The sequence below is a fragment of the Sphingobium sp. Ant17 genome (assembly GCF_000588875.1).
Taxonomy (GTDB): domain Bacteria; phylum Pseudomonadota; class Alphaproteobacteria; order Sphingomonadales; family Sphingomonadaceae; genus Sphingobium.
This window is the reverse complement of sequence record NZ_JEMV01000033.1, coordinates 42,815-54,580: the sequence shown is the minus strand read 5'-3', so window position 1 is coordinate 54,580 and position 11,766 is coordinate 42,815. Positions and strand designations below refer to the sequence as shown.

The window sequence follows — 11,766 nt, the reverse complement described above, 5'->3', positions numbered from 1 at the left end:
CGCCGCCCACGGAACGGCAGTTGGCGCGATCGGCGCGGCGACCGCCACGCAAGCGGCGGAGGGAGGCGCGGGCGGCGGGGCCGCGTCAAAAAAAGCGAAGCGGACGATCTATTTGCCACCTGGTTTCATGAAGGCGCGGCTGCTGACCGGTATCGACGCGCTGGCAAGCCGGGACGCGACCAGTAATCCCGAGCCGATCATCGCCCGGGTCCAGGCGCCCGCCGTGCTTCCGAATGAGGTGAAGGCCAATCTCGCCGGCTGCTTCGTCATCGGCAACGCGACCGGCAGCCTCGCCAAGGAGCGGGTCGAGATCCAGCTCGTCTCGATCTCGTGCGTCGATTTCGAGAGCCACGCGGTGGTCGACCAGGCGATCAAGGGCTTCTTCGTCGATGCCGATGGAAAGAAGGGGCTGTCCGGGAAGGTCGTGACCCGCGCGGCGCGACGCTCGCGCGCTCGTTCATCGCCGGGACGATCGCCGGCATTTCGCAGTCGGTCGAAGGTACGTTCGGGAGCCTCTCGACCTCGGCGCTTGGCAGCGTGCGCAGTCTCGACGCGGGCGATGCCGTCAAGTCGGGCGTTGCCGGCGGGCTCTCCAAATCGTCGGACAAGCTCACCGATTTTTATCTCGATCTCGCCCGCCAGGCCGGCCCGGTGGTCGAAGTCGGCGCGGCCAAGGATGTCGTGGTCGTCATCCAGGAAGGCCTCGCCCTCGAGATCAAGCCGTCGGTCGGAGCCAAATTCTGATGCGATGCTCCCCCCATCTTACAGGAGGTTCCGCCATGCTCTTGCTGGCCCACCAGTCTCTCCATCGGTCTCTGCTCTCGCTCAGCCTGCTCGCGGGCTTGAGCGGATGCGCGACGGTCGGCTCGATGATGTCGCCCTATTCGGAGAAGTTCGACTGCAAGAACAGCGACCACGGCCAATGCATCCATCCCGATCGGGCCTATGCGGATGCGGTTGCCGGCGTCACCTCGAAGTCGGACCCCAAGGTTACCAATGACCGTGCCATGCTGCGCGGGCAGGACGCCGACCGAGCAGGCTCCCGATCGCCGGGAGGAAGCGCGGGCAACGCCTATGGCAGCTATCGCGACAGTGTTTATCGTGAACTGAAAGGCCTGATCGAAGCACCGGTCACGCCGATGCTCAAGCCCGCGCAGACCGTCCGGACGCTGATCCTTCCCTATGCCGATCGGCAGCGCCCGGATCGGCTCTACATGCCGCGCTATGTTTATTCGGTGGTCGACAAGCCGGTCTGGGTCGTGGGCGGCGCACTTGTCGCCGCCCCGGATCGTGCGGCTCAGGCACCGATCCTCGGCCAGGTGCGCGATATCGCCACACCCGATGGCGAGCCCGCACCGGCAGGGACGACTCCACCCGCACCGGCCATCGTGCCGCCGGCGCCGCAGCCATGAGTGGCCTGACTTTTAGCCGGCTGCGCAATGCCGTGCGGCGCGACAGCTTCTCCGACTATCTGCCGCTTGTGGCTGGGAGGAGGAAACCAACGCGTTTCTCTGTATCGACGACACTTGGGGCCATGCCTGGGAGCTGGTGCCCACCGCCTATATGTTCGCGCATGTCCAGAGTGCGCTGCAGGGGTTGCTCAATATCCACTTCCCCGACGGGACAGTCCTGCAGCTCCATACCTTCGCGGATCCGCTGATCGACGACGCCCTCGACGCGTTTCTCGATCTGAAGACCCGCGACGATCCGCTCATTCAGGCTTCCGCGCGTCACACCCACGCGTATCTCAGCGAAGGGCGTCATGGCCTGAAGGCCCTGCACGGCATCCCGGTCCGCAATTTCCGCACGCTGCTGTCGATCAAGACACGCCGGCCGCTGGGCGAGGATCTGCGTCGGCAGGTCGAGGAACAATTGTCAAAGCTCGGCATCCGCCGGCTCCCGCCAGAGGAGATGGTCGCCTTCTACCGGCGCGTCTTCAACGGCGTCGCGACGCAGGCCCCTGGCGTCTTCGCCGACGGCACCGCGACAGGCGCGCCGCCGATCGCCAAGCAGATCATCGATGCAGGCCCCGATCTCGTGTTCGAGGGCGCGGAGGTTTTCCTCGGCAACCAGGTTGCACGCTGCCTGACGCCCAAGGCGCCGGCCCGGCGCATCACCGCGGAGCGCGCCAACCGTCTGATGGGCGGGATGCGCGGCGCCTCGGAGGATAGCGACCAGATCGGCGGCCCCTTCCTCTATACGCTCAATATCCTGTTCGATCATTCCCAATTCGAGATCCACAAACGGGCGCAGATCCTCTCGGCGCAGAAGGCGGCGGGCAGTTTCGCCGTCGAGGTCGGCAAGCAGATCGAGGAGATCGGCTGGATCCTCGACGAGGCGGGGAACAGCAAGTTCGTCCGGGTCATTCCCACCATCTGGGTGTTCGGTCGCGACCGTGCCCATGCCCGCGATCTCGCCGCGCGCGCCAAGCGACTATGGGAGGGCGAACCCCTGCCCTTCTCGATGCAGGAGGAGAGCTATCTCAACCCGACCCTGCTGGTGATGAGCCTGCCGTTCGGGCTCTATCCCGACCGCGCGACGCTGCGCCTGCTCGAGCGCGACTTCCGCATGCCGGTCAAAGCGGCGGTAATGCTGGCGCCGATCCAGACCGACTTTCGCGGCGGCGGGCGTCCGGCGCTTCTCTACACGGGGCGCAAGGGCCAGCTTGTCACGCTCGATCTTTTCGACCCCAGGATCAACAACTACAATTTCATCGTCTCGGCGGAGAGCGGCGCGGGCAAGAGCTTCCTGCTCAACAATCTCTGCCAGCAATATTATGCCTGCGGCGCGCTCATCCGTATCATCGATATCGGCGGCAGCTACCGGAAACTCTGCACGCTCTGCTCGGGCCGCTATATCGACATCGGCGAAGAGCATCTGGTGCTCAACCCCTTCGACATGGGGCTGGCGCTCGACGGCGACGACAAGCAGTCGGCCATCACCATGGCGGTCGCCATCGTCGCCGAGATGGCCAACGCCTCAACGCGCAAGGGCGTCACCACCTCGGAATGGAACCTCCTCAAGTCCGCCGTTCAATGGACGATCGACACAGGGAGGGCCGATCATGGCATTGATGCCGTGCGCGAGTGGCTCGGCACCTATCCCTCACTCGTCGAGACCGATCTCGATCGCGTCGACCACCTCGTGCCGACGTCACGCGAACTGGCTTTCAATCTGCGGGATTTCGGCTCGGGCGGCGCCTATGGCCATTATTTCAACGGGCCGTCGACCCTCGACATCCGCAATGACGAATTCGTGGTGCTCGAGCTCGAACGCCTCAAAGCGATGCCCGACCTCTTCAACGTCATCGTCATGGTGGTGGTGAACGCGGTCACGCAGGAACTCTACCTGTCCGCGCGCGACCGTCCCCGCTTCGTGCTATGCGACGAAGCCGCGCAGTTCATGACCCGGACTGACGGGCAGGATCTCTCGCGCCTCGCCGAGGCATTCGGCCAGGGCTATCGGCGCGCGCGCAAATATCGCGGTTCGTTCGGCATCGTGCTGCAGTCGATGAACGACCTGACGCTGTTCGGCGGGACGGGTCAGGTCATCCTCGAAAATGCCGCGACGCGGTTCCTGCTTCAGGGCTCGACCTATGATCGGGCGGTTGACAACAAGATCCTCGACTATTCGGGGTTCGTCCTCGATCTCCTGAAGTCGGTCCGCAACTCGAAGCCCAACTACAGCGAGGTGTTCATCGACTCGCCCCTGGGTCTTGGCATCGCCCGGCTCGTGGTCGATCCCTTCTCCTACTGGATCAACACGTCCGCGCCCGACGAGGTGGCTGCGTTCGAGGCGCTGATGCGCCAGGGCCTCTCCCCGCTCGAAGCCGTGTGCCGCCTGGCCGGTGTCGACCCCTCGGAAATCCTGGGTACGCCGGCCGTGTCCGGCCTCGTGGGGGTATGAGGGTCATGGGACGCCATACTCCGCACCCCGATCAATTGCCGCTCAAATGGTCCGACAACGAAGCCATCGAGATAATTGTCGAGCAGCGCCTCGCCGAACGGTTCGAAGCGGAATCCTTCCAGTGGCGCTTCCGGCTCGTGATGATCGAGACGGCGATGATGGGTCTGCTGGTGCTCGTCGCCGGGCTGTTGCTCAAGCAGCCGACGATGATGGTGCTCCGCGCTTCGCTCATCATTGCCGCGTCGTGCCTGGCGACCGGTCTCCTTTTGCTCAGCCTGTCGGCGGGCACCGCGAGGGTCATGAGCCGCCTGCGCAGGAGAAGGGGCAAATGAACGGCCTTACCTCTTCCGCGCCATCACAATCGGCGATCCGGCTCACCGTCAGCGGCTTCCTGCTCTTGGCTGTCCAGAGCACGATGCTGCTCGTGTCGCCGTCGCTCGGCGGCGATGCCGGCACGCTGATCTGGATTCTGACGCCGCTCGCATTTTCCGCCTTCGTCGCGGCCCTCATCGGCATTCCCGAGCCTCCCGAGAGGCATTGGAGGCAGCGCCATGGCCGCTGATCCGCTCCGCCGTGTTCGTCGCGGTCCTCTTCTTGTGCTCGTCACGGGCAGCATGCTGGCCGTCGCGGCAACGCTGCCTGCGGCCGCGCCGATCGCGGGCAGCGCCCAATCGCGCAGCACGATCGGGCGAACCTGGCCGATCGCGGAGCCCGACGCGCTCGCCGAGATCGAGGCCAAGGTCGCGACTCTGCCCAGCGACATGAGCAAGGCGTTCGGCCCGCGCGACAAATGGAGCGCTCTGAAGGCGGCGCCGCTCGGCGTCGCCGGCGCCGATCGCGTGCGCAGCGTCGTCCCCTTCTACACGCTCGACTTCGACATCACGCTCCCGGGCGGCAAGACGCTCTACCCGAAGGGCTTCCCCTTCAACCCGCTGACCTATGTGAAGCTGCCGCAGCGCCTTGTCGTCGTGCATCGCCAAGACCTTGGCTGGGCGCTCCGTAGTGCCCGGGCGAGCGACTTCATCCTGCTCGCCGCGCTTGGGGCACAGAATGGCGACGCGATCGATCTGAGCGAAAAGACCGGCCGCCCGATTTACATTCTCGAGGAGCGGGTCAAGCAGCGTCTGGGACTCACCGTGGCTCCGGTCATCGTCGAGCAGTCCGGCACGCGCCTCGTCCTCACCGAATATGGCCCCAAGAGCCGGGCTGCCGCGACCGCGGCGAAAGGAGCGACGCGATGATCGGGCGTCTTCCCGTCTTCGTCGCGGGCCTCGTCATCGGGTTGCTGATGACGCTCGCCTGGCCGAGTCAGGCCCATGCCTCCAAATGCGAGGCCGGCACGGTCTTCAACCCCATCACCAAGGTGCGCTGGACCTGCATCTTTCCGATCACGGTCGGCGGCATCCGGGTGGGGAGTTTCGACAAGCTCGACAAGGCGCTTGACGCACAATCCTCGTCCAAGCCTCTGTGCGCCTGCCGCAAGGGACTCCAGTTCTGGTTCGGTGTCAAGGTCTCCTATTGGTCGCCGAACCGGATGGTCGACATCGTGACCGAACCCGGCTGCATGATGGCGCTTGGCGCCGATCTCCTGCCGACCGGCGGCAAGCTGCAAGGCAGCCAGTCGTCGATTTCGGACGGGACAAACACCCGCAAGATGTTCGCGCAGATGCACTATTACATCTCGCCGGTCTGGGCGATGCTCGACATGTTCACCGACCTGCCGTGCCTCGAGAATGACGGCTTCGACGTCGCCATGATCACCGAGGTTCTGCCGACCTGGCAGTCGGGCACGCTCGGCGCGATCATCCAGCCCGAAGGCATTCTTTTCGGCAATCCCGCCGCCGGTCTCGCCTGCATGGGCGACAGCGCCGCGGCAGCGGCGGGCAAGGTGATCGACCCCTTGTTCTGGTGCATGGGCTCTTGGGGCGCGACCTATCCGATCGCCGGCGACATCCATTTCGACGACAGCGTCGAGGCCTGGGCGGGGCTCGCGGCGCGCGGGGTCTTCATGATGGGGCGGCTGGGCGCGCTCACCATCAGTTCGGCGGACGGCTGCTCCTTCATCCCCCAGCCCGTCTGGACCAAGTCCCGCTACAAGCTCCAGATCATGGAGCCGGTAAAGGGCAGCAAGTGCGTCAATATCGGCAGGCCCGGCGCGCTCTGGTCTTCAGCCAAGCACGCGCCGGGCAAGGACAACGCCCAGTTCATGCTCTTCGAAAAGGTGATCTGCTGCGCCGGGATACCCGTGCCATGAACAGGTCGCTTCCGCCGTGTTCCGCGCGAGACAGCCGTCCATTCCGGAGGTCTGTTCGCCAAGGCCCCTACGGCCGATGGCTTCCGTGCGGAACCGGAGCGGCGTCGCCATGCCCCCCTGGCGGCGCCGCTCCACCCCGCCAGCGCGGCCGCAACGCTCCCCCGATGGGATCGGCGCTTCCTCTCCGCCTGTTCCGTCCTAGCGACCGCGCTGGCCATCCCGCTCACCGCGCCCGCAGCGGCGCAGACGATGGAAGAGCGCGCCCGGGCCGCAGCCGAAGCGTCGCGCGCAAAGAGCGGCGATAGCGACGCGCTTCAGCAAAATTATGTGACGCCGGGCCTGGCCGGGCAGCAGATTTCGACGGTCGACAACAGTCGCACGTTCGCGCCCAACATCGCCTGCCAGAAAACCGCGTCGATGCTGGAGGTGCTGGTGCAACCGGCAGGGACTGGCGATCTCGGCAAGGTCACGATCGCCCGCGACACCGATCTCGACGGAACGGTCGACAGCACGGCGAACCTTCCCGTCCCGGTATCGGGCATTTGCGCGAACGGGATCGTCTCCTGCCAGCCCGGCACCTGGAATGGGTGCAGCTTCTTCCGCTGGGATGTCGACGGGGGGCGAGCGCTCAAGCTGACCTCGGTCGACATGCCCAAGCTCGCCGGATGCTATTGCCTCAACAATAGCTGCGGCACCAACCTCGCCTGGGGCAATATGGCCTCGGTGCTGCGCGACCTTGGCGGCGGGATGATTGGCGCGCTCACCACCGCCGACCCGCGCTACGGCGTTGCCGAGGCTGTGATCGACGGCCCCTCCATCCGCTATGTGGGCGCCAGGTCGACCGCCTGCTCCGCCAATCCCGACCTTCCCCAGACCGCCTATCGCGCCAATCCCGCGACGATCGCGTCGGACGCCTATGCCGCGTCCACAAGCAATTCCGTGTTCCAGGCGCTCAAGGGGTCGGCGACCGGTACGGGCACCGCGCTCCAATATCGCCATTGCTCGATCGAGCGGCGGGTGACCGTGTTGAAGCCCGGCGCGGAGGATATCATCAGCCGAACCTCGGGCGGCTATTCCACGATACAGAACGGCTCGTCCTTCGATTTCCTGATGGGCTCACCGGCGGATAACAGCCTCGCCGGCGGAAGCTGCACGCTCATCGACTTCCGCATGACGTTGCATGTGAACGACCCCGACCGCATCGTCGACGCACGGCTTGCTCAGTTCTTTGCCGACGATTGGGCGCAGGTGCGGATCGATGGGCAGTTCATCGGCTCGGGCCCCTCCGCTTGGACTAGCCTTGGCCTTCCTCCGGGCAAATGCGAACTCAAGAAAACCTTCTACGCCTATCCGAACCTCGATCTGCGGCCTTATCTTACCGCAGGCGATCATGAGATCTGGCTGCGCGTCGCGGTCGCGGAGGGCGGCGAAGGCTTCGCGCAGGTCCATGTCGAGGTCGACAACAGCTGCAAGACGCTGGAGCAGGTCGTCGATGGTTGCGGCGCGATCGCTTCCGATCCGCAATGCAAACTCGACAGCGAGCTGGTCGATGGTGTCCAGACCTGGATCAACGGCGTCGTGACCGGGCTACGCCCCCTCCCCCAGACCCGTATATTGGGCGGGCCGAGCTGCCCGACACAACTCACGCGCGACTTCTTCCTGAAGGACCGCACCTATCGCTGCGCGGTCGATGACATCGCGAAACCCGACACGAGCCGCGGCGCCTATATCATCGACCATTCGACCGAGACGATGCTGGCCGACCGGACGCGCCAGAGCGACGGAAGCTATGCGACATCGACGCGCGCCTTCAGCCTTCCCGACCGGGGCTCGGTCGCGGCCTGCGAGCCCGTGTGCAAGACCCGCGCGGCCAAGGCCAACAGCGAGGCGGCGCCCGATGGCGTCGTGGGTGCGAAACAGAATGTGCCGACCGGCTACGACACCTTCTTCCACGCCTGCACTGCGGACAATCAATGCCCGGCAGGCCCCGGTGAGGAGGTCGTCTCCGCCTGCGGTTGCCTCGACGATTTTCCCGAAGCGGTCGTGATGATGCAGACCGTGCGCCTCGCCGGCGCCGACATGGTCTGCACGGGGAGCGTGCAATGAACGGCCTCCCGACAACGAGATATTGGTATCTCGATCCGCGCGGCGCCGCGCTCGCGCTGGTGCTCGGCATTGGTTTCGTTCTCGTCTGCCCCAGTGCCGCCAGGGCGCAGCAGATCTGCGCGGCGGATCTCAACAATAACGGCGATGCGGCCGATGAAGGTGAGCAGGCGAGCTGCCGTTCCACCACCAGCGGCGCTTGGGCTTGCCCGATCCAGGAGGTCGCCTGCGTCGCGGATGCGATGGGCCAATATAGCTGCCCGGTCGGCCCGCAATATGCTTGCCTCGTAAAGACTGAGGGTGGCGCGCCGGCCTGCTCGCCCAATCAGTGTGCCGATCTCGCGACCAATCCCATCGTGGATGAGCCGCCGATGGACGATCCAGGCACCGCGCCGGACGGCGGCGTCGATGCCGACGGCAATTGCCTGGGAAAGATCGAGATATTCTCGGGACGCGGAGTGCGGTGCCGGCCCGCCGGGCTTTCGACCACCTTCGCGAACTGCTGCAAGGACAAGGGCAAGATCGTGAAGGACGGGATGGGTTCTTCCATCTCGTCGATCGGTACCAAGATCGCGGTCGCGAAGGGCGTGTTCACGGGCATGAAGGCTGCCTATGTCGCCTTCAAGGCCGGTGCGACCGCGAGCCAGGCCGCGAGTGCCGGCGCCAACGCCCTGATCGTCGGCCTCGACCCCACCTCGATCGCCGTCAGCCTGGCGATCAACTTCATGATGGAGTTCCTGTTCGCGGGTTGCGACCAGCAGGACATGGAGACGGCGATGCTGCGCTCGTCAGGCATGTGCCACGAGATCGGCAGCTACTGCACCTCGAGCTTCCTTGGCGTCTGCCTGCAGCAGGCCCGTGGCCATTGCTGCTTCAACACCAAGCTCGGCCGAATCATCCAGGAACAGGGCCGTCCCCAGCTCAAGGCCTTCAACGGCAACCTGTGGGGCACGGCCAAGAAGCCGATGTGTCGCGGGTTCACGCCGGAGGAGTTCCAGGCGCTCGATTTCAGCAAGATGGATCTCTCCGAATATTATGCGGACATCGAAGCCCGCGCCCAATCCGAAATCCAAATCGACATGGGGGAGCGCATCGATGCGTATCTCAAAGCGGTCAATCCATAGCGCCTGCATGGGCCTGCTGTTGGGCGTGGCGACGGCCGCGCTCGCGCAGAGCGTCGCGAGTGACGCCCCTCGCGGCGCTGCGAGGCAGTCCGCCGCGGACCAAGGCCAAGCGAGCATGAACCGGCTGGAGCGCGCGGTCTCCCGCGGCAAGAACGATGCGGCGCAACTTCCCGAGCCCAGGCTTCCGCGGACCGACGACCCCGCCGATCGAAGGCGCGCGTTCGACGGCCTGCACAAGCGACTTCCCGAGCCGGACATGGAAGCACGCGCTCGCGCAGCGCAGGCGCGCGGCGAGGCAAGTCTCGCGGCCGAGCGTGAGCGGCAGGCCAAGGCGCTGCGTCGGGCGCTCGGGCTAGAGCCGGCGGAAGAGCTGGCGCTCGCCAAAGCTGCGCCGCCGGTGGCCGCAGCGGGATGGGTGCCGGTCCTGTTTGTGTCCTCGTCCATGCCGATTTCGACACTGCGCAATTATGCCGTCCAGCTCGAAAAGGTTCGAGGCGTCATGGCATTCCGCGGGGTGCCCGGCGGTCTCAGGAAGATGGGCCCGATGGCGAAGCTGACGGCGCAAATCCTTAGGCTTGACCCGGGTTGCGAGGGCCCGAACTGCGTGATGCGCGACGTGCAGATCATCATCGATCCGATCGTGTTTCGCCAACATGGGATCGCCCAGGTTCCGGCGCTCGCGATGATCCCGGGCGATCCGACCCAGGCCTATTGCGAGCGCGACGAGGAAAGCCCCCGCGCGACCCATGTCGTCTTCGGCGACAGCGCGCTTTCGGGAATGTTCGAAGAATATGCCCGTCTCGGGGGGAAGGAGGAGGTGAGCCATGCTCAGGCTCTTGCTCGCGCTCGCTAGGGCGATCGCCGGCCTGTGGCCGCGTCTGCGCCGATTGCCGCGCAAAGCGGCGGTGGCGCTGGGCGCACCCGGCCCTGACGCACCGGCGCGACCCGAACGCCTGTGGCTGGCAATGCTGGTCGTCCTGCCCCCTGCGCTGTTCGCGGCGCTCGTCGTCCCGCAGGTCACTCTGGTCATGTCGCCGTCGATCGAGGCTTTCGCGGTGCACAAGAGCCCGGGGCCGATTGCACGCGGCGACTATGTCATGTTCACGCTCCATCACCCGATCGCCGGGCCAAAGCCGGTGTCCGTCACCAAGCATGCACTCTGCATGGCCGGCGACCGGCTGACGATGTTCGAGACCCCCTCGCCCCTCATCCCTCGTAGCAGAGACGGTCATTATTATTGCAACGGCGTGCTCCTGGGCGTGAGCCTTCCGCAAGCCCATAACGGGATGAAGCTCGAGCATATGAGCTGGAGCGGAATCATTCCGCCCGGCATGGTCTATGTGGGTTCGACGCATCCGCGCGGATTCGACAGCCGTTATTTCGGATTGCTCCCGATCGCGCGTCTCACGCGCATGGAGCGCATCCTGTGACCGCGCGCGATCAACGGACGCTCGCCGAGCACATCCCGCAGCGGAGTGACTCTGGCGATCTTCAGGAGGCTGTGATCGCCCCTGCGCAATGCGGGGTGTCGTCAGTCTTGCAAGGCCCGGACGGCCTCGATGGGCATCAGGAGAACGCGCTCTCCCAACGGCGAGGCGATGAAACCATGCCGTTCGTAAAAGCCCACGGCATCGTCGTCGATCGCGTGTACGATGACGGCGCGAACGCCGGCGATCTCCGAGGCGGCCGCGCAGCGGCGGAGCGCGTCGGCGAGCAGATCGGGACCCAAGCCAAACCCCTGGAAGGCGGAATCGACGGCCAGCCTTGCAATGAGAAGGAGAGGCACCTTGTCCGGCATGCCCTTTCGCAGCTTTGCCGTGGGCAGCGCCGCACGCTCCTCCATCGCGGTCGTGATCGTATAATAGCCCACAACTTGACTGGGCCGGTCAGCACCGCACACGACGTAGGTGCGGGCCGAAGCGCCTTCACTGGCGAGCGCGCGCTCGTTGAGCCAAAGATCGAGCGAGGCGTGCCGTCCATTGCGGAACGCATCGACATCATGGTCGAAGTTCAATCGCTCAGGCGGCGTAACACGGCGCGTGGACATGGAAATGAGCGACGCGTCCGATCATCGATTCCAGAGCGGTTCGCGCTTCATCAGCTTTTCAAGGCTAGGCGACGGCACGGCCGGCGCATCGAGAAGGCTAAGAAACTGCTCATGGCTCTCGGCATCCAGAAAGAAGGTTCGCTGATCGAGGATGGCGGCCTCGGCTTCCCGCCGCGCGCTCGCAAGCATGAACTCGGACAGTTTCTGGCCTCGCAGAGAAGCGGCGCGGCTGAGCATCGCCTTGAGCTCGGCTGCAGCCCTGATCTGGATGACATCGTCCTTACGCGCAGAGGCGCTTCGGTCGGAACGGGCGTGCTGTGCCATATCGCTAA

At 65.4% G+C, this 11,766-nt stretch carries 11 protein-coding genes and 2 pseudogenes; 11 read left to right on the top strand and 2 right to left on the bottom strand.

Features of this window, described 5'->3' with window-relative positions; genetic code table 11:
• The 11 genes and pseudogenes from BF95_RS15320 to BF95_RS15270 all read left to right on the top strand — a co-directional run.
• A pseudogene (locus BF95_RS15320) lies at positions 1–744 on the top strand (TraB/VirB10 family protein); the annotation flags it as partial.
• A gap of 35 nt (positions 745–779) precedes the next feature.
• Entirely contained in the window at positions 780–1,412 is a 633-nt protein-coding gene (locus tag BF95_RS15315; RefSeq protein ID WP_043152280.1) for a TraV family lipoprotein, read from the top strand.
• Positions 1,409–3,906 (top strand): annotated as a pseudogene (locus BF95_RS15310) (TraC family protein). The gene BF95_RS15315 and the pseudogene BF95_RS15310 overlap by 4 nt, the downstream one beginning before the upstream one ends.
• 5 nt (positions 3,907–3,911) lie before the next feature.
• Positions 3,912–4,238 (top strand): hypothetical protein, encoded by a 327-nt coding sequence (locus BF95_RS15305; RefSeq protein ID WP_043152278.1) that lies wholly within the window; start codon positions 3,912–3,914, stop codon positions 4,236–4,238.
• Positions 4,235–4,468, top strand: a complete 234-nt coding sequence (locus BF95_RS15300; RefSeq protein ID WP_043152277.1) for a hypothetical protein — start codon at positions 4,235–4,237, stop codon at positions 4,466–4,468. Before BF95_RS15305 ends, BF95_RS15300 begins: the two co-directional genes overlap by 4 nt.
• Entirely contained in the window at positions 4,458–5,147 is a 690-nt protein-coding gene (locus tag BF95_RS15295) for a conjugal transfer protein TraW (protein ID WP_043152276.1), read from the top strand. Before BF95_RS15300 ends, BF95_RS15295 begins: the two co-directional genes overlap by 11 nt.
• Positions 5,144–6,160, top strand: coding sequence for a TraU family protein (locus BF95_RS15290; protein WP_043152274.1), 1,017 nt, complete (start codon positions 5,144–5,146; stop codon positions 6,158–6,160). The genes BF95_RS15295 and BF95_RS15290 overlap by 4 nt, the downstream gene beginning before the upstream one ends.
• A 249-nt stretch (positions 6,161–6,409) precedes the next feature.
• The gene (locus BF95_RS15285) at positions 6,410–8,266 is read left to right on the top strand and encodes a hypothetical protein (RefSeq protein ID WP_043152273.1); all 1,857 of its coding nucleotides are present in this window, start codon (positions 6,410–6,412) and stop codon (positions 8,264–8,266) included.
• The gene (traN, locus tag BF95_RS15280; protein ID WP_051520053.1) at positions 8,263–9,387 is read left to right on the top strand and encodes a conjugal transfer protein TraN; all 1,125 of its coding nucleotides are present in this window, start codon (positions 8,263–8,265) and stop codon (positions 9,385–9,387) included. Before BF95_RS15285 ends, traN begins: the two co-directional genes overlap by 4 nt.
• Positions 9,388–9,502: 115 nt before the next feature.
• On the top strand, positions 9,503–10,240 hold the full coding sequence (locus BF95_RS15275; RefSeq protein ID WP_235209777.1) for a type-F conjugative transfer system pilin assembly protein TrbC: 738 nt from the start codon (positions 9,503–9,505) through the stop codon (positions 10,238–10,240).
• A complete protein-coding gene (locus tag BF95_RS15270; protein ID WP_043152270.1) occupies positions 10,212–10,817 on the top strand; it encodes a S26 family signal peptidase in 606 nt (201 codons plus the stop codon). The genes BF95_RS15275 and BF95_RS15270 overlap by 29 nt, the downstream gene beginning before the upstream one ends.
• Before the next feature lie 101 nt (positions 10,818–10,918).
• Here the strand turns inward: BF95_RS15270 and BF95_RS15265 are convergent, their stop codons facing one another.
• Positions 10,919–11,434, bottom strand: coding sequence for a GNAT family N-acetyltransferase (locus BF95_RS15265; protein ID WP_043152269.1), 516 nt, complete (start codon positions 11,432–11,434; stop codon positions 10,919–10,921).
• A 21-nt stretch (positions 11,435–11,455) separates the two neighbouring features.
• Positions 11,456–11,758: a type II toxin-antitoxin system TacA family antitoxin gene (locus BF95_RS15260; RefSeq protein ID WP_043152267.1), complete on the bottom strand. Its 303-nt coding sequence runs from the start codon at positions 11,756–11,758 to the stop codon at positions 11,456–11,458.
• Between the last annotated feature and the right edge of the window lie 8 nt (positions 11,759–11,766).

Excerpts from the sequence above, each read along its gene's own strand:
- BF95_RS15315 (WP_043152280.1), top strand. The coding sequence starts at position 780 with ATGCTCTTGCTGGCCCACCAGTCTCTCCATCGGTCTCTGCTCTCGCTC.
- BF95_RS15305 (WP_043152278.1), top strand. The coding sequence starts at position 3,912 with ATGGGACGCCATACTCCGCACCCCGATCAATTGCCGCTCAAATGGTCC.
- BF95_RS15300 (WP_043152277.1), top strand. The coding sequence starts at position 4,235 with ATGAACGGCCTTACCTCTTCCGCGCCATCACAATCGGCGATCCGGCTC.
- BF95_RS15295 (WP_043152276.1), top strand. The coding sequence starts at position 4,458 with ATGGCCGCTGATCCGCTCCGCCGTGTTCGTCGCGGTCCTCTTCTTGTG.
- BF95_RS15290 (WP_043152274.1), top strand. The coding sequence starts at position 5,144 with ATGATCGGGCGTCTTCCCGTCTTCGTCGCGGGCCTCGTCATCGGGTTG.
- BF95_RS15285 (WP_043152273.1), top strand. The coding sequence starts at position 6,410 with ATGGAAGAGCGCGCCCGGGCCGCAGCCGAAGCGTCGCGCGCAAAGAGC.
- traN (WP_051520053.1), top strand. The coding sequence starts at position 8,263 with ATGAACGGCCTCCCGACAACGAGATATTGGTATCTCGATCCGCGCGGC.
- BF95_RS15275 (WP_235209777.1), top strand. The coding sequence starts at position 9,503 with ATGAACCGGCTGGAGCGCGCGGTCTCCCGCGGCAAGAACGATGCGGCG.
- BF95_RS15270 (WP_043152270.1), top strand. The coding sequence starts at position 10,212 with ATGCTCAGGCTCTTGCTCGCGCTCGCTAGGGCGATCGCCGGCCTGTGG.
- BF95_RS15265 (WP_043152269.1), bottom strand. The coding sequence starts at position 11,434 with ATGTCCACGCGCCGTGTTACGCCGCCTGAGCGATTGAACTTCGACCAT.
- BF95_RS15260 (WP_043152267.1), bottom strand. The coding sequence starts at position 11,758 with ATGGCACAGCACGCCCGTTCCGACCGAAGCGCCTCTGCGCGTAAGGAC.